Annotated in this window: 24 protein-coding genes and 1 pseudogene; 14 read left to right on the top strand and 11 right to left on the bottom strand. The window is 36.3% G+C overall.

The genetic code is table 11. The features are described 5' to 3' along the window. The first annotated feature begins 59 nt into the window (after nucleotides 1–59). A complete protein-coding gene (locus NHG98_RS01345) occupies nucleotides 60–1,127 on the top strand; it encodes a quinone-dependent dihydroorotate dehydrogenase (protein ID WP_096617599.1) in 1,068 nt (355 codons plus the stop codon). A 90-nt stretch (nucleotides 1,128–1,217) separates the two neighbouring features. Then, nucleotides 1,218–1,916 (top strand): ribonuclease III, encoded by a 699-nt coding sequence (gene rnc, locus NHG98_RS01340; RefSeq protein ID WP_096617597.1) that lies wholly within the window; start codon nucleotides 1,218–1,220, stop codon nucleotides 1,914–1,916. A 99-nt stretch (nucleotides 1,917–2,015) separates the two neighbouring features. Here the strand turns inward: rnc and NHG98_RS01335 are convergent, their stop codons facing one another. The 5 genes from NHG98_RS01335 to NHG98_RS01315 form a co-directional block, all read right to left on the bottom strand. Further along, entirely contained in the window at nucleotides 2,016–2,558 is a 543-nt protein-coding gene (locus NHG98_RS01335; protein WP_006279913.1) for a hypothetical protein, read from the bottom strand. A 108-nt stretch (nucleotides 2,559–2,666) separates the two neighbouring features. Further along, on the bottom strand, nucleotides 2,667–3,197 hold the full coding sequence (locus tag NHG98_RS01330; protein ID WP_096617595.1) for a phospholipase D family nuclease: 531 nt from the start codon (nucleotides 3,195–3,197) through the stop codon (nucleotides 2,667–2,669). Nucleotides 3,198–3,240: 43 nt separating this feature from the next. Then, nucleotides 3,241–4,728, bottom strand: coding sequence for a UbiD family decarboxylase (locus NHG98_RS01325; RefSeq protein ID WP_096617593.1), 1,488 nt, complete (start codon nucleotides 4,726–4,728; stop codon nucleotides 3,241–3,243). A 95-nt stretch (nucleotides 4,729–4,823) separates the two neighbouring features. After that, nucleotides 4,824–5,903, bottom strand: coding sequence for a Fic family protein (locus NHG98_RS01320; protein WP_096617591.1), 1,080 nt, complete (start codon nucleotides 5,901–5,903; stop codon nucleotides 4,824–4,826). 10 nt (nucleotides 5,904–5,913) lie between these two features. After that, the gene (locus NHG98_RS01315) at nucleotides 5,914–6,066 is read right to left on the bottom strand and encodes a hypothetical protein (RefSeq protein ID WP_010081826.1); all 153 of its coding nucleotides are present in this window, start codon (nucleotides 6,064–6,066) and stop codon (nucleotides 5,914–5,916) included. Nucleotides 6,067–6,335: 269 nt separating this feature from the next. Here NHG98_RS01315 and NHG98_RS01310 point away from each other — a divergent pair, with 269 nt between their 5' ends. Both NHG98_RS01310 and NHG98_RS01305 read left to right on the top strand, forming a co-directional pair. Beyond that, nucleotides 6,336–7,094: a DsbA family protein gene (locus NHG98_RS01310; protein WP_096617589.1), complete on the top strand. Its 759-nt coding sequence runs from the start codon at nucleotides 6,336–6,338 to the stop codon at nucleotides 7,092–7,094. Between the two features lie 183 nt (nucleotides 7,095–7,277). Beyond that, the gene (locus tag NHG98_RS01305) at nucleotides 7,278–7,877 is read left to right on the top strand and encodes a TIGR02217 family protein (protein ID WP_096617587.1); all 600 of its coding nucleotides are present in this window, start codon (nucleotides 7,278–7,280) and stop codon (nucleotides 7,875–7,877) included. Here NHG98_RS01305 and NHG98_RS01300 read toward each other — a convergent pair. Both NHG98_RS01300 and NHG98_RS01295 read right to left on the bottom strand, forming a co-directional pair. Continuing rightward, nucleotides 7,870–10,524, bottom strand: a complete 2,655-nt coding sequence (locus tag NHG98_RS01300) for a 2-oxoglutarate dehydrogenase E1 component (protein ID WP_096617585.1) — start codon at nucleotides 10,522–10,524, stop codon at nucleotides 7,870–7,872. The genes NHG98_RS01305 and NHG98_RS01300 overlap by 8 nt on opposite strands. Nucleotides 10,525–10,901: 377 nt before the next feature. Then, a complete protein-coding gene (locus tag NHG98_RS01295; RefSeq protein WP_259245469.1) occupies nucleotides 10,902–11,075 on the bottom strand; it encodes a hypothetical protein in 174 nt (57 codons plus the stop codon). A 114-nt stretch (nucleotides 11,076–11,189) separates the two neighbouring features. On the opposite strand from NHG98_RS01295, the pseudogene NHG98_RS06495 reads away from it, so the two are divergent. Further along, nucleotides 11,190–12,086: pseudogene (locus tag NHG98_RS06495) on the top strand (IS110 family transposase). 166 nt (nucleotides 12,087–12,252) lie between these two features. On the opposite strand, the gene NHG98_RS01285 reads toward NHG98_RS06495, so the two are convergent. After that, nucleotides 12,253–12,474 carry a hypothetical protein gene (locus tag NHG98_RS01285; protein ID WP_259245467.1) on the bottom strand — a complete coding sequence of 74 codons (222 nt, stop codon included), beginning with the start codon at nucleotides 12,472–12,474 and terminating at the stop codon, nucleotides 12,253–12,255. 38 nt (nucleotides 12,475–12,512) lie between these two features. Between NHG98_RS01285 and NHG98_RS01280 the strand changes: the two genes are divergently transcribed. After that, a complete protein-coding gene (locus NHG98_RS01280; RefSeq protein ID WP_096617923.1) occupies nucleotides 12,513–13,403 on the top strand; it encodes an IS4 family transposase in 891 nt (296 codons plus the stop codon). 75 nt (nucleotides 13,404–13,478) lie between these two features. Next, entirely contained in the window at nucleotides 13,479–13,937 is a 459-nt protein-coding gene (locus NHG98_RS01275) for a transposase (protein ID WP_096617925.1), read from the top strand. Between the two features lie 127 nt (nucleotides 13,938–14,064). On the opposite strand, the gene pdhA is transcribed toward NHG98_RS01275, so the two are convergent. Next, the gene (gene pdhA / locus NHG98_RS01270) at nucleotides 14,065–15,045 is read right to left on the bottom strand and encodes a pyruvate dehydrogenase (acetyl-transferring) E1 component subunit alpha (protein ID WP_096617931.1); all 981 of its coding nucleotides are present in this window, start codon (nucleotides 15,043–15,045) and stop codon (nucleotides 14,065–14,067) included. 65 nt (nucleotides 15,046–15,110) lie between these two features. On the opposite strand from pdhA, the gene hemJ reads away from it, so the two are divergent. From hemJ to NHG98_RS01235, 7 genes are all read left to right on the top strand, one after another. Beyond that, nucleotides 15,111–15,539 (top strand): protoporphyrinogen oxidase HemJ, encoded by a 429-nt coding sequence (gene hemJ / locus NHG98_RS01265; protein WP_096617933.1) that lies wholly within the window; start codon nucleotides 15,111–15,113, stop codon nucleotides 15,537–15,539. 46 nt (nucleotides 15,540–15,585) lie between these two features. Beyond that, nucleotides 15,586–15,861, top strand: a complete 276-nt coding sequence (locus tag NHG98_RS01260) for a hypothetical protein (RefSeq protein WP_259245466.1) — start codon at nucleotides 15,586–15,588, stop codon at nucleotides 15,859–15,861. Beyond that, the gene (locus NHG98_RS01255; RefSeq protein ID WP_259245465.1) at nucleotides 15,815–15,958 is read left to right on the top strand and encodes a hypothetical protein; all 144 of its coding nucleotides are present in this window, start codon (nucleotides 15,815–15,817) and stop codon (nucleotides 15,956–15,958) included. Before NHG98_RS01260 ends, NHG98_RS01255 begins: the two co-directional genes overlap by 47 nt. Before the next feature lie 300 nt (nucleotides 15,959–16,258). Beyond that, nucleotides 16,259–17,575, top strand: coding sequence for a tRNA (N6-isopentenyl adenosine(37)-C2)-methylthiotransferase MiaB (gene miaB, locus NHG98_RS01250; protein WP_096616748.1), 1,317 nt, complete (start codon nucleotides 16,259–16,261; stop codon nucleotides 17,573–17,575). Nucleotides 17,576–17,747: 172 nt separating this feature from the next. Then, nucleotides 17,748–17,894, top strand: a complete 147-nt coding sequence (locus tag NHG98_RS01245) for a hypothetical protein (protein WP_259245463.1) — start codon at nucleotides 17,748–17,750, stop codon at nucleotides 17,892–17,894. Continuing rightward, nucleotides 17,872–21,123 (top strand): isoleucine--tRNA ligase, encoded by a 3,252-nt coding sequence (gene ileS / locus NHG98_RS01240; RefSeq protein ID WP_096616750.1) that lies wholly within the window; start codon nucleotides 17,872–17,874, stop codon nucleotides 21,121–21,123. The genes NHG98_RS01245 and ileS overlap by 23 nt, the downstream gene beginning before the upstream one ends. Nucleotides 21,124–21,185: 62 nt before the next feature. Further along, on the top strand, nucleotides 21,186–23,930 hold the full coding sequence (locus NHG98_RS01235) for a hypothetical protein (protein WP_096616752.1): 2,745 nt from the start codon (nucleotides 21,186–21,188) through the stop codon (nucleotides 23,928–23,930). On the opposite strand, the gene pheT is transcribed toward NHG98_RS01235, so the two are convergent. Together pheT and NHG98_RS01225 are read right to left on the bottom strand one after the other, a co-directional pair. Beyond that, nucleotides 23,927–26,266, bottom strand: coding sequence for a phenylalanine--tRNA ligase subunit beta (gene pheT / locus NHG98_RS01230; RefSeq protein WP_096616754.1), 2,340 nt, complete (start codon nucleotides 26,264–26,266; stop codon nucleotides 23,927–23,929). The two genes, NHG98_RS01235 and pheT, sit on opposite strands and share 4 nt — an antisense overlap. A 120-nt stretch (nucleotides 26,267–26,386) precedes the next feature. Then, nucleotides 26,387–26,674: a hypothetical protein gene (locus NHG98_RS01225; RefSeq protein ID WP_096616756.1), complete on the bottom strand. Its 288-nt coding sequence runs from the start codon at nucleotides 26,672–26,674 to the stop codon at nucleotides 26,387–26,389. Between the last annotated feature and the right edge of the window lie 213 nt (nucleotides 26,675–26,887).

The following is a 26,887-nucleotide window of genomic DNA, read 5'->3' as shown; positions in this document are numbered from 1 at the left end:
ATGGTTATGCAAGAAGTCTAATTTCTTTTCAAGTTATGGTTATACTCTTATAGCGTTTCATGATAAAAAATAAACTAAAAGTAAGCAAAGTGTTTTACAGAATGATATTACGTAATTTATTGTTTTTACTGCCGCCTGAAGTTGCTCACTCTTTGGCAATCATGGCATTAAAGAAAATACCTTATAAGAATCCTATAGAGCTGCCAGAATCTTTGAGTGTGAATTTTTTTGGTAATAAGCTCAGAAGCCCCGTGGGCCTGGCTGCAGGTTTTGACAAAAATGCAGAAATTATAAGACCTATGCTTTCATTTGGTTTTGGGTTTATTGAAACTGGTACTGTAACTCGTAATCCACAATATGGAAACAAAAAACCAAGAATTTTTCGGTTAATTAAAGATCAAGGGGTAATTAACAGATTGGGATTTAACAATAAAGGAATAGACTATTTTCTTAAACAAATAGATGAAACCAAGCTTGATGATTGCATTTTTGGCATAAATATAGGAAAAAATAGTGCATCGAAAGACCAAATTAGTGATTATGTTGATTTAATAAAGATGGTATATGGAAAAAGCAATTATATAGTGCTGAACATCTCGTCTCCAAACACGCCTAATTTACGCAATCTGCACAATAAGCAAGAATTATCAAAATTGTTGAAATCCATAACTCTAACCCGGAAATCAATTGATAATTCCGCAATAATATTAAAAATCTCACCAGATATAGATCAGCAAACGAAAGAAAATATCGCTGAGCTTGCGTTGGAATATAAGATTGACGGATTAACAGTAAGCAACACCACGGTAAGTAGAGATAATCTGCATTCCCACCAGAATGAGAGTGGCGGGTTGAGTGGCAAACCACTGTTCAAACTTTCAACCGAGTTATTGGGCGATATGTACAAATTTACTAAGGGAAAAATATTATTGATAGGGTGCGGAGGAATCTCAAGTGGTGTTGATGCATATAAAAAAATAAAGGCAGGAGCCTCTTTGGTGCAGTTGTACACTGCTCTCATATACCACGGACCTCAAGTTGTAAACAAAATTAATCTAGAACTTGCGGAACTAATAAGGAGAGATGGATTTAGTAACATTAGTGAGGTGGTGGGTTGTATACATTAATTTTGGAAGTTGGTGGTATTATTTTAATAAAATAAAACTAATTCTCTGGTATAAAGGTGGTAGAAAGTGCTTTTCTTTTAAATAATGGGTATGAAGAGTTTGAATGATGCAATATCTAAGATCATTGATTATAAATTTACAAATTATGCAATATTAGAAGAGGCACTAACTCACCCAAGCGTAAATAAAAGGAATAGTAAAAACCAAATTGTAAGCTACGAAAGACTAGAGTTTTTGGGCGATAGTGTTTTGAATATGGTCGTATCTGCCATACTGTTTAAACTATTTCCTGAAGAAAAAGAAGGAGCATTGGCAAAAAGAAAGACGGATTTAGTTTGTGGCAACACCATTGCTAATGTTGCTAAAGAAATAAAATTAGGCAGCTTTATTATCATGAATAATAGTGAACGCTGCAGTGGAGGTAGATGTAATCTAAAAAATTTAGAAAACTCGCTTGAAGCACTAATAGGTGCAATTTATATTGATGGCGGACTTGAAAATGTTGAAAAATTTATTACCCAATATTGGGAAAAGCTAGCTAAAGGCATGCTCGACCCCCCTCAAGATCCTAAAACCTCACTGCAAGAGTGGACTCAGAAAAACAAATTGCCTTTACCAGAGTATGAGCTTGTAAAACAAACTGGCCCAGCACATAATCCTGAATTTACTATATCAGTTTGCATAGAAGATTATGGTAAAGTTTCTGCATGCGCTTCTAGTAAAAAGATTGCTGAACAAAAAGCTGCTGAGCTGATGCTAGAAAAAATTGGAAAAGATGCTTCAGTTTAGGCAAAATAGGCTTTTCTATTTCCTTATATTTCATGCTTTCAAATACTTGATCTTACACTCCCTCTAACAATTTTGAAAGAAGTCTAGTGAATGGTCACGTTAAAACATGTTTTTAAATTTTTGCCAAAATCCTGGTTTATTATCATTAACCTTTGTAAATGTTATATTTAAACTGTATTTCGGATCATTTGGCACGTCGTATTTTATGCTAAATGTCGAAACTTTATCGTTATTGTAAATATGTACATCATCATATGATAGCTTTGTTGTGTAACACTTTACATACTTTTGCTTATCATGCACTAAATCACCTGACTCCCTTTCTAGTTCCACAAATTTCGTTTTTTTCTGACATTCCTTCATTTTTATTAAATCCTTATCTAGTGATATTGAAACTGGCAACGTATTTCCAGCATATTCTTTAGCTAAAAGTTCACTTTGAGGATACATTTTTATTTCCCTGCCAAAATGTGAGTCTATGAAATTATTACTCCAAAATTTATCGCCAGAATGCACGTACTCATCAGTAGCATACGGCACCCCACCATAATTGCATTGAACTTTGTAATCTCCAACACCGTTGTTTTGAAAAAAATCATGAATGGCAGTGTAGCTACCGGCAGCATCATTTATATAATCCATTACTTTATTCCTTAAACTTTTAGTTCATTATATCATAATCATTATGCCAATCAATCAAAAAGCCCTCCCTTGCTGTTTTTAAAACCGATTTTGAGCAAGCGCTCTCGATTAGTTGGGAGCGTATTTATAAGATTGTGACATTCGTGTCTCCCAGTTTTTCACATACTGCTGAATCAATTCAGGATAATCTGTAATAATTAATAAATTTTCAGCATTTCCTTTTTTAGCTGTCTTACTAAGGTTAAATGACCCTGTGATGACTTTTTGATTGTCAACAATCATTATCTTATTATGAGCAATCTTTGGCTTATCATCGATCCAAATTGGTACTCCACCTAAAAATAATTCATTTATAACACTATACTTTGAGTAGAGTTGCGATTTATCTAAGATGACTTTAACATCAACACCGCGTTCTTTAGCATTAATCAAAGATTTTGCAACTGTTCCAAGAGTAAATGTATATTCTTGAACTAAGATAGATTTTTTAGACTGATCTATTACGCTGATTATCGGTATAGCACAATCTTCTCCAGGTGAAAAGCAAACCGTAGCTTTTGGGCAGGGCGAAAATATAAAACCCGCATAGTAATACAGAGAAAAACACATTAACAAGAATAAAAAGTGAAAAAGCCTCACAACAACCCACCCCCGGATATACGGCGATAGACTACATCATAATTTAATTACCTGTCAATCCATATTCTTCCCACTTCTCCGTGATTTTTCTTACTATTTCTTCGCTCATTTCAATTTTCTCTCCCCATTCTCGTTTGGTTTCAGGCGGGATTTTATTTGTTGCATCAAATCCCATCTTACCTCCCAGACCACTTTCAGGGGAAGCAAAGTCTAAATAATCAATAGGTGCATTTTCTATCATGATTGTATCATGCACAGGGTCCATTCTCGTTGATATTGCCCACATCACTTCCTTCCAATCACGTACATTTATATCATCATCAACAACGATAATAAACTTCGTGTATAAAAATTGCTTTAGAAAGGAAAGTATGCCCATAACAATTCTTTTTGCCTGCCCTGGATAAGACTTTTTTATCGATATCACCGCTATTCTATATGAACAACCTTCTGGTGGTAGATAAAAATCCACTATCTCTGGAAATTGATTGATAAGAATGGGCACAAAGATTTCGTTGAGCGCTTCACCAAGAATTGATGGTTCATCAGGTGGCTTGCCAGTGAAAGTGCTGAGATAAATTGGATTTTTGCGCATAGTAATTGCAGTAATATTAAATTCTGGAAATTGCTCAACAGAATTATAGTAGCCGGTGTGATCTCCGTATGGCCCTTCATCTTGATATCTATCCAAACTTACATAGCCTTCCAGAACAATCTCTGCATGAGCTGGCACTTTAAGCGGAATAGTCTTACAATTTACAAGCTCAAGCGGTTTTTTGCGTAGCAGCCCAGCAAATTGGTATTCTGACAATGTTTCTGGCACTGGAGTTACCGCAGCAATAATTGTTGCAGGATCACTACCAATCACAGCAGCAGCAGGAAATTTCATATTTTGTTCCTTCTCTTTCCATCGTTTGTGGTGACCTGCACCACCACGATGTGCAAGCCAGCGCATTAGAGTCGTTTTTTTATCTATAACCTGCATACGATATATTCCAAGATTGAAATTATCTTGCTTGTCTTCCGTTGGGCCTTTTGTTACCACAATCGGCCAGGTGATAAGTGGTGCAGGTTCATTTGGCCAGCATGTTTGAATGGGCAGTAGACTTAGGTCCACTTCATCTCCGGTTAGCACTACCTCTTGACATGGAGCTTTGTTCACGACTTTACTTCGCATCGATAACACGACTTTTAGCAGAGGAAACATTTTTATAGCATCCTTAAAGTTTTTCGGTGGTTCAGGAGATTGCAAAAATGCTAAAAGTTTACCAAGATCTCTCAGTCCATCAGGGTTTATGTTCAGTCCCAACGCAATTCTTTCAATAGTACCGAATAAATTCACCAAAACAGGGATCGAGCTTTTACCATTCTCTTTAACAACATTCTCAAAAATTATAGCTGGCCCTTTATTTGACAAAACCCTACGGTGAATTTCTGTCATTTCAAGAACTGTTGAAACTTCCTCCTTAATCCTAATTAGATCTTTTTTTTCCTCTAAGGCTTTAATGAAGTCACGTAAGTTGTTGTACATATTCCAGTTTTTAAAACTTTAAGTCTACATTTAGTTTTCAAGCACTTTATTGAATTTTGACCTATGCACTGCTTTCCTGTCTAGCGAGCTTTCAGTTAATTTGAGATCAAACCCTCATATTGCTTGCTAAGCTTGTATTTTCTTCCTCTGTTGGAAAAGTCTACAATCTCGATAAACCCCATTTCCACCCACTTTTTACAAAGTTGCGCACTAGTACGAGGCTTAAAATTAAACAGTTCGCCAATCTTACTAGCTGTAATAGTGGAAAACTCCTGGAAGAGCTCAAGAGCTTTGCGTTGTTTAGGATCAAGCTTACGTATAAGATTAGTCTGATCAGTGTGGTATTCTTCTTCATTTATACGTTGTAAAACGTTCCCAAATGAATTTGCCATACCTTCTACGAAATACTCCACCCACTTAGTGATATCTGCTTCAGCTCGTCCCATGTAATAGTTGTGCGATGGCCCTACACTGATTGCTTCATAATACGCTCCTAGATTCTTAGCATAATATTCTTCCAATGAATAAAGTCCTTTTAGGTCATATCCACCAAGGTGTAAAATTAATGTAGTCAACAATCTTGCAGTACGACCATTACCGTCATAGTAAGGGTGAATTGTTACAAATTGATAATGCGCAATACCTGCAATAATTGGGCAAGGCACTTGCTCACTGTCACGAATCCAATCAATCATACTGCTCATGAGCTTTGGTACATCCTTTGCTTCAGGTGGCATATAAATTATTGCACGTGTACGGCTATCACGAATAACGTTTTGACCATCACGATAAGAGGTTGGCTTCACTTTAGATTTTCCACTCGCCATTGCTAGGGCATGAAGCGTTTGAATGGCTTTCTCAGTAATAGGGATCGTTCTCACTGCCCATTGTTCAACTTGGGTTAAAGCTGCATAATATCCTTTAACCTCATTTTCATCTCTCCTATATTTTGGAAAGTGGCTTTTACCACTTAAAACTTCTTCAATCTGTTTAGGCTCAAGTCGATTTCCTTCAATCATAGTAGAATAGTGTGTGGTATAAAGTCGTGCAGTTTCACGAAGGGACGAGAGCATCGATACAGTGAGTGGCAAATGTAACACTTTTTCTTTTGCTGCTTCAATCCTCATAAGGCAATTAGCAATTTTAGAAGTAATCGTATAATTTGACATCGGCATAATATCTGCATTACATCACTTCTATATTATGCTGATAAAATGCAGATAATACAACATTTACACGACGCCGACCATAAACAGCAATAAATTCAGCTGATTGAGAAAGAAGTTTGTCTTGTAGAATAGCTATTTCTTTTTCTCTACCAATTATTGGCTCGTTCATATGTTTATTCCGCGGAGTTTGTTGAATTATACACAGCGGAATAAAACAAACAACTTAAATCTATGCTCCGCGCGCTTTTGCTGTTTGCATCTTAAACTTTCTGATTAGTTTTGCGCTTAGTTTTTATTGTTAAAGTTTGCATTTGAGGCAAAACTGGTTATAAAATACACTTGATACAAATGTTTTCATATATTAATATTAGATGCTTCTTTTAATATACAGATAAATGTGTACTAAAGTTTTATGTTGTAGGTTTTTGAATAAATTGTATGTCTAGAATATCGTTTTTATTGATCTTTATACTGGCAGTAGCAAGTTTACCAGTAATAAACAATTGGCTTTCAAATCGCAGCCAAATGCTAAGCGATAATTATATAGGTGAGAAATTAGATAATTATATAAGTAGAAATTTTGATAAGATCATAAAAACTCTCAAAGAGGAGTCGATTAAAAGTAGTTACGCTGCTCGAGATAATGTAACCAAAAGTAAAATTTCACAACACAAGGATCAAATATTTGACCTTACTTATCCTTACTCCGGAAATGAAAATAGTAGTGTTATAGCTGTAGGTTTCTTTGACTATTCTTGTGGATATTGCAAGACTATAAAAGACGATATAAAACAGTTAATTAACGACGGTAAAATTAAGTATATCTTTAGGGATGCTCCAATACTTGGTAATGACTCTTTAAGGGCAGCAAAAAGCGCTTTAGCTGTTTACTTTATTGATAAAGAAAAATATTTCGACTTTCACTATTCTGCTTTAAGTCACAAAGGAGGATTTTCAGACGAAAGCATATTGGATATAGTGAAAAGCATAGGGATTGATGAGGACGATTTTAATAGTTCCATGAAAAATAACGCAGACAAAATTGAGCAAATGATAAATGGCAGTAAGCTCCTAGTAAGAGATTTGGGAGTAGGTGGTACACCTTTTTTAATAATTGGAGATAGTCTGTTTGTAGGAGCAACTAATCTGAATGTGCTACGCAAAAAGGTGGATGAATTAAGTCATAAACAAGGCTAGTTGCCATAAAATTTTATTTTTTTGCTTGACAACTCAAATGAACCTGAGTACAGTGATTGTGGGTATGACAGCAGTTTAACTCAGTGGTCTCATCCACTTTCCATAGCGTCATTTGCTATGTGAAACGCTTTCAAATTACAACATTTTCTTCAACCACACTATTTTACTTTCATAGGAGGACATATGTCATTTACAGAAATTAGATTTCCAGAAAATATATCTTATGGGTCTACTGGAGGACCGGAATTTTCCACTGACATTGTAACAACTCATAATGGTTGTGAACAGCGCAACATCAATTGGTCTCGTGCACGTGTCAGGTACAATATAGCTTATGGTGTCAGGTCAAGCGAGCAGCTAACAGAACTCATAACATTTTTTCAGGCACGAAAAGGTAAAGCAATAGGATTTCGTTTTAAGGATTGGTCAGACTTTACAGTTACCAACCAAGAAATCGGAATAGGAGATGGTAAAAAAATGACTTTTCAACTGATCAAAACTTATATAAGTGGAAAGGACAAGCATACACGCATGATAAAAAAGCCAGTGCATGGTACAATAAAAATTTACTTAGATGATGAAGAGACAGAAAAATATTCAGTGAATTATTCAACGGGAGAAATCACGTTTACCAAGCCACCAGCAAAAGGCACAACAATTACTGCAAGCTTTGAATTTGATGTACCCGTGCGCTTTGATACAGATTACTTAAACGCTTCTATTGATAACTACGGCAGCAACAGCTGGAGTAATATTCCACTAGTAGAGGTGAAGTTTAGTTAAGCTGCTTTAAAATTTCCTCCTGTTGCTGAGCATGAACACTAGCATAACCACATGCAGGAGATGCAGCAGCAGGTCTTGAGATGCACCCAGGCCTCTTTGCCTTAATATTGAGACTAGATAACACTTCTTCTATCAATGGGTTAACAAAAAACCATCCTCCCATATTTTTTGGTTCTTCTTGACACCATATAATTTCAGCATTTTTGTACTTTTCAAGTTCACTACCTAGCTTATCGGCTGGAAATGGATAGAATTGTTCTAAACGCACTACTGCTATGTCATTTATTTTTTGTGTTTCAAGCATTTCAATTACGTCGTAATAAACTTTGCCACTACATATTATAACTTTGCGTATTTTGTCATTTGAAACTAAACCTGTTCTACATTCTGGAATTACCGTGAGGAATTTTCCTTCAAAGTCAGACAGGTTAGAAACTGCTCTTTTATGACGCAGTAGCGATTTAGGTGTAAATACTACTAAAGGCTTACGAAAATCTCGATGAATTTGTCTGCGCAAGACATGAAAGTAATTTGCCGGAGTGGAACAATTAACTACTTGCATATTATCCTCTGCGCAGAGTTGCAAAAATCTCTCTATGCGAGCAGAACTATGTTCAGGCCCCTGCCCTTCATAACCATGAGGCAAAAGTAAAACTAGACCACTTGATCGCAACCACTTTGTTTCTGCAGATGCAATAAATTGATCGATCATAATCTGCGCGCCATTTGCAAAATCACCAAACTGCCCTTCCCAGAGCACCAGTGAATACGGAGAATCTAGGCTATATCCATACTCAAAGCCCATTACAGCATACTCAGATAGTGCGCTATCTATAACTTCAAAGCGAGCTTGCTTTTTATTTATATTGTTTAGCGGAATAAATGCTTCTTCCGTTACCTGATCAACAAGCCTTGAATGACGGTGCGAAAAAGTCCCACGACCAGAGTCTTGGCCTGATAAACGCACTTCTATTCCTTCTTTAAGTAGCGATGCAAACGCAAGACTTTCAGCAGTTGCCCAGTCTATATTACTGCCGGAATTTATACTGTCTATTCTTCCATCGAGTATTTTTCTAACCTTATTGTTGATATTAAAACTGCTTGGGATATTGCTATTTATATGCACACCTAGTTTTTTTAGCTCACTCGGTGAAACACCAGAATTCGTGTAGTATTCGTTCAAATCATTCAGCCTTGCTCTTCTTAGTTTTAACCACACTCCATCAAACCAGTCAGCTTTTCTTGGAGTATAAGCCGATGACTCAGTAAGGCTTTCATCCAATCTTGCTCTGAATTTGCTGCGCAATTTATTTACTTCATCGCTACCTAATACTTTCTCTGCAGTCAACTTCTCTTCGTATAGCGTTCCTGGAGTTTTATGCTTTGATATCAGCTTATACATGAGTGGCTGAGTGAAATTAGGTTCATCGCCTTCATTATGGCCATATTTGCGGTAGCATATTATGTCAATCACCACATCTTTTTTAAACTTCTGCCTATATTCCATTGCCAGACTTGCAACAAAATTTACTGCTTCTGGATTATCTCCATTAACGTGAAATACTGGGGCTTCTATAGATTTAGTTACATCAGTGCAATAAAAAGATGACCGCGCACAGCATGGGTTTGCAGTAAAGCCAACTTGGTTATTAATGACAATATGCACAATGCCATCCACCTCATAGCCTTCAATATTGCTTAATGTCAGGGTTTCAGCAACCACTCCTTGCCCAATGAAAGCTGCATCGCCATGAATCGATATTCCAAGCACAGATCTCATATTTTGTTTTGCTCTTATTCTTCCAGCTAGAACCGGATTTACCGCTTCAAGGTGAGATGGGTTAGGACATAAACTCAAATGTATTTTTTTACCACCAGCAAGTGCGCGATCAGAAGAATAACCAAGGTGATATTTAACATCACCAGACACCTCAAGACCACCTGGATACGCGAGATTACCTTGAAACTCAGATAGCATTGCCGCATATTCTTTCCCCATAACTTTGGTTAAAACATTGAGTCGTCCGCGATGAGCCATGCCAAGAACTACTTCTTCAATGCCAAAAGCCGCAGAATCACTAATAATTCTCTCAATCGCAACAATAGCTGATTCTCCACCTTCAATAGAAAAACGCTTATATCCAGGAAATTTCATATGGAGGAATTGCTCGAACATTTCAGATTCGACCAAGTGCCTCAGTATTTCCTTTTTATCTTGTGAGCTCAGTGTATAGGTTTGATTTTCGATCTTTTCCTGCAGCCACATCCTCTCCTCATAAGAGGAAATATGCATAAATTCAAAACCAATATTCTTGCAGTAAATACCTCTATAGATTCCAGCATCACTCGTTGGAGAGAGATTCGAATATTTTTGATAGTCTACTTCTTGACTTGCGTTCGGCGACAACGGGTTAAGGTCTGCAAAAAAATGACCATAAGATCTGAAAAAATTTGCCAGACTAGAAACTGAATCATCCGTTTTGACTGCATGCTGTGCACCACAAGACTCCGCTTTATTAACTTCTAAATTGCTTGAAAAAATTCTGTACCAATCTTCCCCGATTGATTTATCGCCCTGCAGATAACGGCTATACATTTCTTCCACAAATTCTGCATTATCACCATAAAGGCAGCTTAAACTCGACATAATTACTATATAAGATATCAAAGACTTATAAGTATAACTTAAGTTTTTTAAAAAAGAACTCCTATAGTTTCTAATTATTAAGTTGCACTTACAGCTGTACGAACATTGTGCTACTAGTAGGGTGTCATGCCAGTCTGGCATCCAGGAATTTTATTAAGTTGGTGAGTATAAAAGTAGCTGTTTTATGTTAAAATACGACGTTTTTGATGATTATGGAAAGGATGGATCCAAGACTGGAATGACAAGTTTGCGGCGGCATCCTCGTCATCCCGCCACGAACCATCATACCGCGATTCATTCGCGGTATCTCTTAGCCGCTAACACATAGCGGAATGACGAATTACTTAACCTTCATACCGTCGCGAACCGTTATACCGTCACGAACCGTCATACCGCGATTCATTCGCGGTATCTCCCAGCATAGATCCCGCTAACAAGTAGCGGGATGACGAGGTCAGGGTGTCATGAAAGTAGCTGACACTGGTTTCCATCCAAAACAGCAGTAGCCCCTTCGGTGTCATTCCAGTGCCCAGACACTGGCTTCTATCCAAAAGGGTGTCATCCCGCTGCTTGTTAGCGGGATCTACAGTATCTTTTGGAATTATATCCCGTATTACAAGGTTAGTCTAAACTCTCAGTTTATTTATAGTCTTGGAGGCAATTTTATGCAAGTAAATGCTATTTTGGGTGTGGATATTTCAAAAAAGAAATTTGATGTTTGTTAGTGGACAGTAAAAAACGACACAAAGTCTTTCAAAATAATCAAGATGGTTTTGCAAAACTTGTAGTTTGGTGCAATGGCCATGGAGCAAATCTTACTCATTTATGTCTTGAGTTGGTATGGAGAAGATTTGGCTACTTTTATGCACGATTTAGGACATAATGTCAGTATAGTAAACCCAGAAAGCTTTTGGCAAAAGTGAGCTGCTCAGAAATAAGACAGATAAATCAGATACAGCTATAGATTTTGTATCGCCAACAGACCTGCTCTTTGGAAGCCCATTGCACCTGAAATGAGGCATTTTAGGGCGTTGCTTGCAATCGCTAAAAGATGATAAGGTGCAACAGACAAATCGCTTGGAAAACAAAAATATGCATTCCAGTTGCAAAGAAGCTATATCTAAAGTAATTTTGGCAATAGAGGAGCAAATTATTGTTCTCGAAAAAGAAATTAATAAGCATATAAATAACTATCCACATCTAAAAAATATGGTGGAAAACCTTAAGACTATAAAAGGTATAGGATATCTTACTGCTGTTGTCGCAGAAATGCCATCAGTTGATAACTTTGACAATGCTAAACAATTTACAGCTTTTGCTGCCAGGACATTATCAATCGGGATCGTCAGAGAAGTTGCATATGCAAAATAGGATCTGAGCGTATTCGAAAAGCTCTTTATATGCCGTAGTCAAAAACCATAATAATCATTTTCAAAAGTTTTGTCAGCGTCTAGCAAGTAAAGGCAAATGTCATAGTTCTTGCGTTAATGCGAAAATTAATGCATGTCTTTTTTGGTATTCTTAAAAATAATCAACCATTTAATTGTAATTTTGTTGGATAATTTGTTTGACAGCAGAGACAGTATCTGGGATCTCATTTTTTATGCAAAATTACTATATTTGCAAATAGATACAATTTGAAATAATTTATACTATGAAGTTACGAAATGAGATCCCAGTGTCAGCTACTCGGATGACAAAGTGTGCTTCTGTCATCCTATGATAGCTCTAAAAAACCTGGATCCCAGTGTCTGGGCACTGGGATGACAAAAAAGGGGCTACTCGGATGACGAGAAAGGAGCACTGGAATGACACCGAAGGGGCGTACTGGGATGACAGGAGAAGGAGGCTACTTGCATGACACCATTCTTTTTCCTGGATCCAAGTAGTCAAGCTACTCGGATGACAAAGAAATAGGCACTGGGATGAAACCCTTACTTTTACCCACAAATGTAAAAAGTGAGTAAGCTAAATAATTTAGGATCAAAATGATAGAAACAAGTACAAGCGTGCAATATACAGATGGCTTAGGGGATAAATGGCTGGAAAGAGAGTTAAAACACATTAATTTGGGAGATATAAGGCTTAAAAAAAGACTTATAAAAACAAGTTATTGCATAGAGGGTAAGGCATCTGGTTCAATTAATCAAAGCTGTAGTGGATGGAAAGAAGCTAAGGGTGCATATAGATTATTTAGCAATGAAAAGCTTGAAGATAAGGAAATTTATTCTTCCCATTGTAAAGAAACTAAGGAAAGAATAAAAGGAAACCAGTTGGTCTTTTCAGTTCAAGATACAAGTTATTTGGATTTTGACTCTCATATAAAGACCAAGAGACTAGGGAGTATTTCTAAAGCTTATACAAAGCATAAAATGGGTTTACTGTTGCATAGTGCCTTAATAGTCAGCAAAGAAGGATTACCTTTAGGTCTATCTTCCCAACAATGTTGGGCGCGTTCTATTAGGGAAGAAGAAACGGCACAAGAAAAAGCAAACAGAAAATACCGTACCTCCATAGAAGAAAAAGAAAGTTATAAGTGGATAACAGCTCTCAAAGAAACTATAAACAACCTTCCTCCAAATGTACAACTTGTTACCCTTGGTGATAGGGAAGCAGACATCTTCAAATTTTTATGGGTGGCTGAGACGTTAGGTAGTTTTTATGTAATCCGCAATCGAGCTAATAGAAGATTTATCTGTACTGAAGTCGGAAAAACAGATTTGCAAACACGCATCACTCAACTGCCAGTAAAAAAGAAAATTTCTCTAGAAGTTACTAAAGGTGGAAACCAGAGATCAAGGAAAGCTAATATTGAAGTTAAGTATATGAAAGCCTATCAGATCTTCTTCCATTTATGGGTCAAAAGATACAATACATAAAATAAGTCCCTGTATATGTGGTAAGTGCAAAAGCTCCTGATGGATTGGAAGCTGTCGACTGGACTCTACTAACTAATGTACCATACTTTAGATGCCATAGAAAAGATAAATTGGTATAAGCTAAGATGGAAAATTGAAGAGTATTTTAGGATTTTAAAATCAGGATGTAAGATAGAAAGCTCTCGCTTAGCTACAAAAGAAAGATTACAGAAGTTAATTGCTATAAAAAGTATAATCGCGTTTAAAATTTTATATTTGACAAAAGTGGCTTTATCAAATCCCATGGAAATTTGTACTAAAATTTTAAGCAACGAAGAGTGGAAGGTCCTTTACATGCGTGAGTATTGGGTAGCAACATTACCCGAAGAACCTCCAAACATAAAACAAGCTATTATTTGGTTAGGAAAATTGGGTGGATTTATGAATAGAAAAAGTGATAATTTACCAGGGTCTATGACTCTATGGCGGGGCTATGAAAACCTTAAGGAGAGCATAGTTATGCTTCACATAATGACCTCTCAAAATTGTGGGTAAAAGTAAGGATGAAACCGAAGGGGCTACTCGGATGACAAGAAGAAGGCTACTTAGATGATGGGAGAATTGAATGACATCGTTTACTATACAATGTTCGTACAGTTCTGGATAAAAAAAAGAAGCCTACTTAGCTAACAAATTTATAAACATCAGTATACAACTCATCAACGCTTGGTTCTTTACTATTTTTGGCAAAATCTTCCGACTTTTTTACTAAATCACGTACTTCCTTATCAATTACTTTACATTCTTCTTCTGAAGCAATTTTATTATCTATCATGTATTTCTTTAAAGTGCCTATAGGGTCATGATTTTGCTTCATATCTTCAACTTCTTCTTTTAAGCGATAAGTAGCAGGATCTGACATCGAATGGCCGCGATATCGATATGTCTTCATTTCAAGCAGGATAGGCCCTTTTCCGCTGCGTGTGTGTTCCGCTGCTTCACTTGTAGCCGCATAAACAGAGAAAAAATCCATTCCATCAACTTGTTTTCCAGAAATACCAAAACTTTCTCCTCTTTTATATAACTCTGTTACTAAAGTTGATCTTTGCACAGAAGTTCCCATTGCGTATTCGTTATTTTCTATGATGTAAACCACAGGCAACTTCCACAAAGATGCCATATTAAATGATTCATATACTTGTCCTTGATTTGCAGCACCATCACCAAAATACGTGAATACCACATTATCTTTTTTCTTATATTTATTAGCAAATGCTATTCCTGTCCCAATTGGAACTTGTGCTCCCACTATTCCATGTCCACCGAAGAATTTTTTTTCAACGTCAAATACGTGCATCGAACCACCTTTACCTTTCGAGCATCCTGTTTCTTTGCCAGTGAGTTCTGCCATTACAACATTTGGGTCAGAATCACATGCGAGCATTAAGCCATGGTCTCTATAACTTGTGATAAAAGCGTCACCTAATTTTGATGCAGCTTGAGTTCCAACTGCAACTGCTTCCTGTCCTATTGATAGGTGACAGAACCCGCCTATTAATCCCATTCCATATAATTGGCCTGCTTTTTCCTCAAATCTGCGTATGAGTAGCATTTTCCTGTAGAATCCAATTATCTGTTCTTTAGTGAAATTTTCTGCTTTCATATCGATTTCTTTTTCATTAAACTAAGATAATATCAGAAATTTTTAACATTTTATAATAAATCTCAATGGATTACTACCACTGGCTTGAGGCTTTTCACGTTATCTCCGCCATTATGTGGATGGCAGGAATGCTTTATTTACCCAGGCTTTATGTTTACCACGCAGCTGTAAAGCCGGGATCGGAAAATGATAGCTTGCTTCAAACGATGGAAAAGAGGCTACTTAGATATATCATAAACCCTGCAATGCTTTTCTCACTTGGTCTTGGAATTACATTAATGATTATAAGAGAAGCATATCGCGAAGGTTGGTTTCATGTGAAAGCACTAGCATTATTTTTTATGTTTGCTATTCATGTACTACTTGCAATGCATAGGAAAAGTTTTGCAATGGGTTCAAATGAAAAAAAACACGTTTATTTTCGTGTTTTAAATGAAGCAGTTACAGTATTGATAATAGTTATAGTTATTATGGTTGTTGTAAAACCTTTTTGACTGACCTTACCAAAAAAAAGCAGAAAGCTCGTATCTGTTCAGATGCATGGCTAATGCTGAAATAAAAATTCCAGTGCTCCCTTTCTTGTCATCCCAGTGCTTGACACTGGGATCCAGCTTTCTTTACAAATTCACCAAAAGTGCTTCATTCTATAACGCAAAACCCATACTCACCAAACTCAATGCATTACTTGCAATTAAGTTTCCTGGATGCCAGTGTCAAGCTACTCGGATGACACCATTCTTTTTCCTGGATCCCAGTGTTAACTACTTGCATGATACCATTCTTTTTCCTGGATCCCAGTGTCAAGCACTGGGATGACAAGAAGAGGGCACTGCCCTCTTGGATGGAAGCCAGTGTTAGCTACTTTCATGACACCCTGACAACCGTCATCCCGCTACTTGTTAGCGGGATCTAGAGATAACGTGACGATATGACGGTTAAGCTGAGATACCGCGAATGAATCGCGGTATGACGGTTCGCAGTGGCATGACGATAAGCTCGTCATCCCGCTACTTGTTAGCGGGATCTAGAGATAACGTGATGGTATGACGTAGGGGTTGCCGAGAACTTGTCATCCCAGTGCTTGACACTGGGATCCAGTTTTTCGTATAATTTTGTCAAAATCTATTGTGCTAGCAAGTTCACTAGCGTCACGCGCTGGTCTGTTAGACATTTACGTGTAGGGTGAAGAAATTTTGAAAAAGACATACCAAATATGAAAGGCCTATATATTAAAACTTACGGCTGTCAGATGAACGTTTATGACTCCGTTTTAATGGAAAATATAATTAAACCTTTGGGGTTCAACGTTGTTAGTGATGCAGAAAAAGCTGATTTGGTAATACTGAACACTTGTCACATTAGAGAGAAGGCAGCAGAAAAGCTTTATTCTGAGCTCGGGAAGATTCATTCTTCACGAAAAGAAATGACTATAGTGGTGGCTGGATGTGTAGCGCAAGCAGAAGGAGAAGAAGTGTTCAGAAGAGCTCCATTTGTTGATATTGTTGTTGGTCCACAGAGTATCGCTACTTTACCGGAGCTGATAGTCAAAGCAAGCAGAAGTAAAGGTCATGTAATAAACACTGATTTTCCTGAAGTTGCAAAGTTTGATAAATTGCCAGATGAATGCTATGGCAATAGCCAGGGGTCTTCTGCGTTTCTTGCCATACAAGAGGGTTGTGATAAATTTTGTACGTTTTGTGTGGTGCCCTACACTCGCGGAGCTGAGTATTCACGGCCAGTGAATGAAATATTTCGTGAAGCATTGAAATTAGTTGCAAATGGGGCAAATGAGATCAATTTGCTTGGTCAGAACGTCAATGCTTACCATGGGGAGTGTGAAGGGGAAGTGTGGGATTTAGGAAAATTAATTAGTCATATTGCTAAAATTGAAAAGCTAGAGAGGATTCGTTATACAACTTCTCATCCAAGAGATATGCATGAATCTCTCTACTTGGCACATGCGGAAGAGCCAAAGCTCATGCCGTTTGTTCACCTGCCTGTGCAGTCTGGTTCGAATAAAATATTGCACGCGATGAACAGGAAACACACTGCAGATGAGTATTTGGAAATAATAGACAGATTTCGCAAACTGAAACCTGAAATCGAATTTTCTTCTGATTTTATTGTTGGGTTTCCTGGAGAAACCGAAAAAGATTTTGAGGAAACTATGAAGTTAGTGAGAAAAGTAAAGTACGCTCAGGCTTATAGTTTTAAATATAGCCCAAGACCAGGAACGCCAGGAGCGGAAAGAAAAGATCAAATACCAGAAGATGTTAAAACAGAACGTCTTCTTCGTTTACAGAAACTAATTAGTAAGCAACAACTTGAGTTTAACCAGAGTATGGTGGGCAAAACTGTTCCTGCTTTATTCAGTGATAAAAAAGGCAAACATCAAGCTCAAATTATTGGCAAAAGTCCATATATGCAATCGGTGTGCATTGATGATCCTAAAGGTAAATACAGGGACAAAATAGTAAACGTGAAAGTGTTGGAAGCTCGGCAAAATAGTTTATTGGGATGTACTGCCTAATTAAGAAAAAAGTTCTCCTACGTTCTTGTACAGAAGCACTTTACATAGTTTATTTCAAGTTTATCAACTATAGCTAAAGTAATTTAGGCTTACCGACAACCGTCATCCCGCTACTTGTTAGCGGGATCTAGAGATACCGTGACGATATGACGGTTAAGCTGAGATACCGCGAATGAATCGCGGTATGACGTGGGATTGTGTTAGCTATAGGGTGTGGGGTGCAGGAATAAGTTTGTTTCTTTTTGAATTTGTAATTTTTCAGAAAGCCCTATATTCTTTAGTTTTACATAGTGAACATGAAGTCAAAGCATTATCCTGATACAGTAAGTAATCCTGATTTTTCGTCGTTAGAAAAAGAAATCATAAAATTTTGGCAGGAAAATAAAGTTTTTGAGCAGTCAGTTGGAAAACGTTCTAAGGATAGTTGTTTTGTGTTTTATGATGGGCCTCCATTTGCAAATGGCCTTCCGCATTATGGACATTTACTCACTGGTTTTATCAAAGACGCATTTGCAAGATATCAAACTATGCTGCAAAAAAGAGTTGAACGTAGATTTGGCTGGGATTGCCATGGATTGCCGGCTGAGATGGGTGCAGAAAAAGAACTTGGAATATCTGGTAGAACTGAGATAGAGAAATTCGGCATTGAAAAATTCAATAACCATTGTCGTACTTCTGTAATGAGATTTTCATCAGAGTGGGAAAAATATGTCAATAGACAAGCAAGATGGGTAGATTTTCACAATGACTACAAGACTATGGATAAATCATTCATGGAGTCGGTCATGTGGGCATTTAAACAGCTTTATGATAAGGGTCTAGTGTATGAATCAGTACGCGTTGTTCCATATAGCTGGGCGTGCGAAACTCCATTATCCAATTTTGAAACAAGGCTTGATAACGCGTATAGAGAAAAGACTAGCAAAGCTGTAACTGTTGCATTTGAGCTTTTAGAAAACCCACAGCAGTTTAAAAGTGTATGTAAATTACTTGCTTGGACTACAACTCCTTGGACGTTGCTGAGCAACTTAGCACTGGCAATAGGGAAAGATATTGAGTATTGTGCAGTGTTAGTCAATGGTGAAATATACGTTTTTGCTGAAAGCTACTTAGAGAAATTTATCAGCCACTGTGAACAAAGCAATATTCCATATGAAGACTGCAATATAAAACTTAAAGCGAATGATCTTGCAGGCCTTTCCTATAAGCCGCTGTTTGATTACTTTAAAGATACAAAGAATGCATTCCGTGTTTTTGTTGCTGATTATGTTACAGGAGAAGATGGTACTGGCGTTGTACACACTGCTCCTGGATTTGGTGAGGAAGATTTTTACCTTTGCCAAAGTCATGGTATTCCAGTTATTTGTCCAATTGATAACAGTGGAAAATTTACTGCTGAAGTTTCAGATTTGGCAGGGGTTCATGTTTTTGATACCAATGATACAGTAATAAAAAAATTGAAAGAACAAGGAAACTGGTTCAAAACTGAACAATATATTCACAATTATCCACACTGCTGGAGAACTGATACTCCTTTGATCTATCGCACTATGCCTTCTTGGTATGTTGCCGTTACAAAATTCAAAGGCAGAATGGTAGAGCTAAATAAGAGAGTTAATTGGATACCAAACCACATTAGAGATGGTCAATTTGGAAAATGGCTTGAAGAGGCACACGACTGGTCAATTTCACGCAATCGATTCTGGGGTACTCCGATTCCTGTGTGGCAATCAGATGATGCAAGATATCCAAGAGTGGATGTATATGGTTCAATAGAAGAACTAGAGCGAGATTTTAATGTTAAAGTAGATGATTTGCACAGACCATTTATCGATACTTTAATGAGGCCAAATCCTGACGATCCAACAGGAAAATCAGTTATGCGTCGTGTGCCTGACGTATTTGACTGCTGGTTTGAATCTGGCTCAATGCCATTCGCACAAGTCCACTATCCGTTTGAAAATAAAGAGGGGTTTGAATCTGCAGATTTTATCACTGAATACATAGCGCAAACCAGGGGGTGGTTTTATACGCTCTTTGTATTGTCCACTGCTTTGTTTGATAGGGAACCATTTAAGAACTGCATATGCCACGGTGTTGTTTTGGATGTAAAAGGGCAAAAATTGTCCAAGCGTTTGAATAACTATGCAGATCCAATGGAGGTTTTTGATAAATACGGTTCTGATGCACTGCGTTTTCTTATGCTGTCTAGTTCCATTGTTTGTAGTGGTAATTTGCTACTTGATAAAGAAGGAAACTCAATACGAGATGTTCTGAAAAACGTAATAAAACCTATTTGGAACGGTTATCACTTTTTTACTATGTATGCAAATGCAGATGGAATTAAAGCTGAAGTTTGTAAGGATTATCAAAGTACTATTGATCGCTACATGATTTCCAAATGTTTTGAAGCTGTAGAAAGTATCCAAACTTCTATGAACAGCTATAACTCCCAAGAGGCTTGCAAAATTCTGATAGACTTTTTTGAAGTGCTAAACAATTGGTACATTCGTCGCAACCGCGAGCGTTTTTGGAAAAGTGATTTGGATCAAGATAAAACTGACGCTTATAATGTTCTATATACAGTTTTTTATTACATACTTCGTGCTGCAGCTCCTTTATTACCACTTATAACAGAGACTATATGGCAAGGGCTTAAGTATGAAGAAACATCTGTTCATTTGGCTAATTTCCCACAATTAGAGAAGTTTGATAGTCAGCTCATTGCCAAAATGGATCTAGTGAGAGAGATATGTAACTCTGCATTCTCTATTAGAAACACGTTTAACATACGTATCAGACAGCCACTTGGTAGTATGATTGTTTATCATCAGTTTTCCTATGATTCTCTTAAAGATGAATATCAAGAGATAATAAGAGATGAGGTAAATGTAAAAGAGTTAGAAATAGTAAATGAGTTGAAAGAAGTTGCGTCACTAGAGTTAAAATTAAATTTTCCTATGCTTGGAAGAAGAATTCCAGATAAAATCAAGAAATTAGTCCAATATGTCAAAGAGGGGAAATGGAAGCAAATTGAAAAAACTTACCCCGACGTTATCCCAGTGCGTGACACTGGGATCCAGATGCAGATTCCAGCGTCACGCGCTGGAATGACAGAAGGTTCTACAAAAGGTTCAATATTTTTAGGAGACGAGTCAGAAAATTACATTATAGAGAAAAGTGAATATGAACTATTATTAAAAGCAAACAGTGAACATTCTTCTGTATTTGATAACAATAAAGGGATTGTTATTCTGAGCACTGAGCTCAATGATGAACTAATTCTAGAAGGGCTTGCGAGAGATATTGTGAGGCTCATTCAAGAAACTAGAAAACAAGCTGATTTTCATATATCAGATAGAATTAGAGTAATAATCAAAACAGAAGATGAAAAAATTAAGGAAGCAATAACTACATGGAATGAATATATAAAAGAGCAGACTCTTTCTTTATCTTTAGAGGTTAATGTAGAAATTGGAACTGATTTCTATTTTAAAGGATATCAAGATTTGACAGTTGGTATTAAGTTAATAAAGTTACAAAGTTAATAAAGTTGCAAAGTTACTAATGTTTATGCTATACTTAGGTTGCTTTTAGATAAGGTTATAATATGAATCAGGTTACTGCAGATGGTTATAAAGAAGTTGTTGGTTTTAATAACAATAGTTGTGGTTTAGATAAAGTAGAATCTATTTCCAATGTTACTTTGGAAGAGGAAGAAGAGTTTTTTGATGCGTTAGAAGAACAAGAGCCGTTAGCTAATTTTAACGTTCCACTCAGTATATTTCATTATAAAGATTATAATTCTGACTTTTTTACCTCTTGGTATAATATGTCAAGCGAAATATTGAAAGAGATAAACAGAGCTTGCCCAGAGAAAAGAGTATTAAATTTAGCTCTGTCAGTTTTAATGCTTCCTTATATTGCTTTTACTGCACTGGGATTAGTCGTATGCAGTAGATTTCAAGCAAACAGCAAGAAACAAGAAGGTGTAGGGGAAGATAAGACAAAAAAGAGTGAAACTGGTGTACCAAAAAGATTGGCATATGGTGTTCTTGCTGCAATAGCAATTTTTGTTAATATGGCTGTACTTGTAGCCTTAGTTGTTCCTGCAACAATTGCTTTGGCTACTTTTTATCTTTTAAATAGGGATTTATCTCACTCTTTAGTTACTGCTCTTAAAATAAGTATGGGGCGGTATTCTAATAAGCATCAAAATATTGAGGTGTCTTTTCATGAAAAGGAAGTTCCTGGATCAAATATTGCGTGGGATATGGAAATAGAATTTCCACCGCAATTTAAACGATTGCTTAGAGATTTGTATGAAAATGAAAATAACAAGTGGTTTGATGTGACGCGGGATTCAGAGCATAGCATCGTACTGAAATTGTCAACTAACATCAATTTAAAAAATGGTCTTAAGCCCTTACGCAATGAAATCAAGGATGTCCTTGCAACTTCTATTCAAGAATTTGCGAAGACTATGGAAGAACTGATAAAGCTAGAAAAGAAAGAGATTACATATGATAAAATGAAGGAATTGTTGAACGAGTTTAGAGTGAAAGTAGTAAATAGTATAGGTCCTAAATTGACAAGTCACTTAATACAAAATGCTTATCAAGTTGCCTGTATACAAGCAATTAAATTTGCACAAAAAAGAAAAGGAGATTTTTCATTAGAAGATGTGCTAAGAGATATATACGTGAAACAAGAGTTGGAGAGCCAAGGTAAGGAATTGCCAAGTGAAAAGGAAATGATACTAGAAGATCTAAAAAAAGCAGGAGCAAAAGTACCAGATGACTTGGACGATAGAGGGCTTCCTGTGTTTAAAGCAGAACGGGAAGGGCTTAAAGAAAAAGGGGAAATAGCTGAAAGGACAATAATTGATATTTATAAGGGTATGTATCCTAAAGAAACAGCAGAAGCTTTACGTGAAGCTGAAGAGACGATAAAAGAGTTAAAAGGAATGGGAGAAGAAAGGTATAGAAAGATACATGAAGAATTAAAAGAAGTATACGAAAATAGAAAGGATAGTAACCTGAAAGATGATGCCTTAAAAAGAAGGTTAGAAGACCTTTTTAAATTTGAATATAATGATCAAGAGGTTGAGCGCAAGCTAATAAAATCAGTAATGAAAAAAGCTAAAGTTGTGTTAAATCAATCAGGCGTACTTGATGAAAAGCGAGGCCTAATGGAACGATTAAAACAATCTATGCGGAACCTATTAGGTACACCCAATAAGGATAAGAATCTAATGGAACGGCTTGAAGATTTAGAAAAGGAGATAAAAATTCCTTTGAGTGAGGAAAATTTAAAAGAAGCTTCAGATAAAATAAATGACTTCATAAAAGAGGCGTATTTAGAAATAAAAAAATATAAAGTGCAAATTTTATTTGAAGGACAAGCAAAGTATATGAAAAGTTTATGTGACCTATTAAAAGGAGATGCGCCAAGTCTAGTAGAAAGGATTAATGCGCACCGAGCGGAAACTGCAAAATGCTTAGAGCAACCTATATCGTTAAGAAAAGTAATAGAAGGAAATGAGGATTTAAATAAGTACTTAGAAGATGAGCGAAATAGAAAAGGAGAAAAGCATCCAGATACAAAATTAATACAGGAGCACTTAGAAAATAACCAAGAAATTCTAGAAGCATTAGAACAATTAGAGTTAGAAAAAGAAAGATTATTGATAAATAAAAAAGCAACAAATGATTACAGAGAAGAACTAGAATCTCGTGAAAAAATAAAATTTGCAATAATAGAGGATAAGTTACTGGAGAGGCTCAAGGAAAAAACTTTTAATGAAGCAGAAATCAAGAAGTTATTAGAGGAAGCGGAACTTGAGTATTGTTTAGCAGAAAAACGCATGAAAGGTCCTGTAATTGAAATAAAGAATAATATCAAGCACTTCTGTCAAGATTTATTGTCTCCTATGGTAGACAGGTTAGCGAACCTTATAATAAATAATGTACCAAAAGATAATGAGAGTGGTTTGTGGAGGTTTTGGAACTCTCTCAAAGTTGGTGTTAATTATAATGTGATTGGATGGTCAGCTACCGTAAACAAAGATAATAGCACAGAAGGGAAAGCGTTAAGTGTGGTACGTGGTGCTCATAAAGAAGTAGAGACATTTCTTCAACATTTTCAGTCAAGTTATGAAGAAATCGGAACTTTTTTAGGTAGTTTATTTTCTGATGATGGGGTAACATTTAAAAATGATGTATGGCCTAAAGTAGAAGAGCATTTGCATGGAATGTGGGATAGATTTTTCAAGGATGTTGAATTCAAGATTGAAAATAGATTGGATGAAGTAAACGTGACACAGCAAAATCAGAAAACTGTGATTACGGCTTAATTATGAGCTCTCAAAGTTCCTTTTGTACTTTCACACACTAAGTTAACTATCATATTTGATTCCTTTTGGATTTCCTTTTCAGTTAAAGTGTGAGTTGGAGAGCAGAAAGTAACTGATAATGCTATAGACATCTTGTTCGGCTCTATGTTACTTCCATGGTATACATCGAATATCAAAACTTCTGTGATGAGCTCTGAGCTTTTTTTTAGCACATTGATTATATTACCTACTTTCACATCCTTATTTACAATAAATGCAAAATCACGTTTTACACTTTGGTATTTATAATCGATAAATTTCTTTCTACTTACAGGTAAATTTTCAATATTTTCTAATATCACCTCAAAACCTACAACTTTTTGCTTGATGTCAAAAAGATCTAATATATTAGGATGCAACTCTCCAAAATAACCTGCTACTTTATTCTTAAAAGAGAGAGTGCCTGACTTTCCTGGGTGGTAATGTTCTTTTTCTGCTCTCTCTATCGTTAAATTATCGCAATTGACGTTAAAAAACTCCAAAGCTGCTATGCAATCAGCCTTTGCGTCAAAAACATCTACTTTCCTATCAGTATTATAATGGTTTCGCGGTAGATTATTTCCTGTTCTTATTCCACTTAAAACATGTTTAGACTGAGCTTCACCATCATAAATCGGCCCAATTTCGAAGATTGCAAGATCAGGTACTCCATGGGCAATATTATCAGCAATGACTTGCAATAAATTTGGCATAATACTTGATCTCATCATATTAAAGTTATTGTTAAACGGATTATCGATGATAAATAACTTATTCGAGTAACCAAATTTTTCAGCTGTTGATTCACTCATAAACGACCAGGTTAGCACTTCATGAAACCCTCTGTTTGTCATCAAAATACGCAAATTGTCGTATGCACTATCTACTTCTTCAACATTATTTGGTAGTGGTTCTTCTTTTATTTTGTCATAGCCGTATATTCTTGTTACTTCTTCAATTAGGTCAGCAGGTATAGTCACGTCCGGTCTCCAGCTTGGTACTTGTACATTCCAATTGCCTTCGGTTTTTTTATCAATATTAAACCCTAGTTTCGTTAAGATATCGAACACTTCATCAGGCGATACAGACACACTTCCAAACTTGTTCACATCCTGATAATCAAAGTTCACCTTGGTGTCAGCATTATCTAAGCTGCCGGCAGACACTACGCTTGAGACTTCTTCACCACATAAATCCAAAATCATTTTAGCTGCAAGATTGAGTCCCTCAAGAGTCAATCCAGGATCAACTGAACGTGCAAATCTGTAACTAGATTCTGTGGAGATGTTCATCTGCCTTGCAGATTTAGCGATGGATATAGGGTCAAACCAAGCAGACTCTAAAAAGATATCAGTAGTTTCGAGAGTACATTCACTGCACTTTCCACCTATAATTCCAGCAACTCCATGAATATTTTTACTATCAGAAATAACGCTTGTGTCCGTGTTTAATAAGTATTCTTTACCGTTCAAACCAGCAAATTTTTCTCCGTCGTTTGCTTTGCGTACTGTGAGCTCTCCTTCTATTTTTTTTGCATCATACGCGTGCATTGGACGGCTGAAAGATATCATAATATAGTTAGTAATGTCAACTATTGCAGAAATGGAGCGCATTCCTATCGATTTCAGCCTATCTTTTAACCATTTTGGGCTTTCTTGATTTTTTACATTGGCGATGTATATTCCACTAATAAAACTTTCCCCGTCAGTAACTTCAACATCGATCGGTGAATTTATGGAGTTGGTAAGTTGTGGGATACTTAAAGTCTTTAATGTCCCAATTCCAGTTGCAGCAAGGTCGCGAGCTATTCCATAAATGCCTAAGCAATCTCCACGGTTTGGAGTAACATTTATATCAATTACAGGGTCACAATTGAAAAATTTATCCCCTACTTTATAATCATCAGAAAGCTCGATTATTTCTTCACTTTTCTCTTGAATCAGCGCAAGTTCAGAAGCAGAGCAGAGCATCCCTTCACTTAGCACTCCTCGTATTTTTGTGGGCTTGATTGTGAAATCACTTTCTGGCAATGTGCTACCAAGAGATGCAAGCACAGTTTTCATACCTTCTCTAACATTGTTTGCTCCGCAAACTATTTGTAGAATTTTACTCCCGTCATCTACTTTACATAATTTTAATTTATCAGCATTTGGATGCTGTATCACCTCTAATACTTCTGCAACAATAAAACCAGCTAATTTGGTATTGTCGATCACATCTTCTACTTCTAACCCTATGTGAGTTAACTTATCGGTAATTTCTTCTAAACTAGCATTGGTTTCTAAGTGTTCTAATAACCAAGATAATGTGAATTTCATGAACCTTTAAAGAAATAAAAGAGTTATTGTAATATAAAATGTAGTGCTTTTAAAGCTTGTTGTAATGGAATAAAAGGTAACTTCTACATCATAAACAAGGATGCAGAAGTTTTTGTAATTTTATATATTATTGTAGAGAGAATTTATCTTCTCGATATCACCTTTTAAGTCTATCTCCATAGAGAGCTTAAGATTCATATTGTGGTTATCTTCATGGGAGTTATGAATGTAACCATCAATAGTTAAGTTCCCTATCATATTATGGCTTTTATCTAGTATTTCGCTTCCCATTTGATAATGGCCAGTATATTCGTTAAAGGAGCCATCTGTTAGTTTAATGTATCCACTACCAAATTCCTGCTCTAAATTTAAAGGATGATTAGTGTTAATAAAATCTATTTCGTTCATAATAATACCTCACTAAAAATTAAATTATAATTAAAATAAGATGTTAAGTCAAGATATTGAATAATTTAATAAGATTAGTAAGTTTTAAAATACAGAGCTGACTGTAATTAACACTTTAATTACATATTTTGTTAATGTATCAATGTTATAACAATACAGAGCCTTATCTTAATTCTTGACATTGTCCTATAAAATTCATACTTTATTTACTGT

The sequence above is a fragment of the Wolbachia endosymbiont of Aedes albopictus genome, from assembly GCF_024804185.1.
Classification (GTDB): Bacteria; Pseudomonadota; Alphaproteobacteria; order Rickettsiales; family Anaplasmataceae; genus Wolbachia; species Wolbachia pipientis_B.
This window is presented reverse-complemented; position numbering and strand designations above follow the sequence as displayed.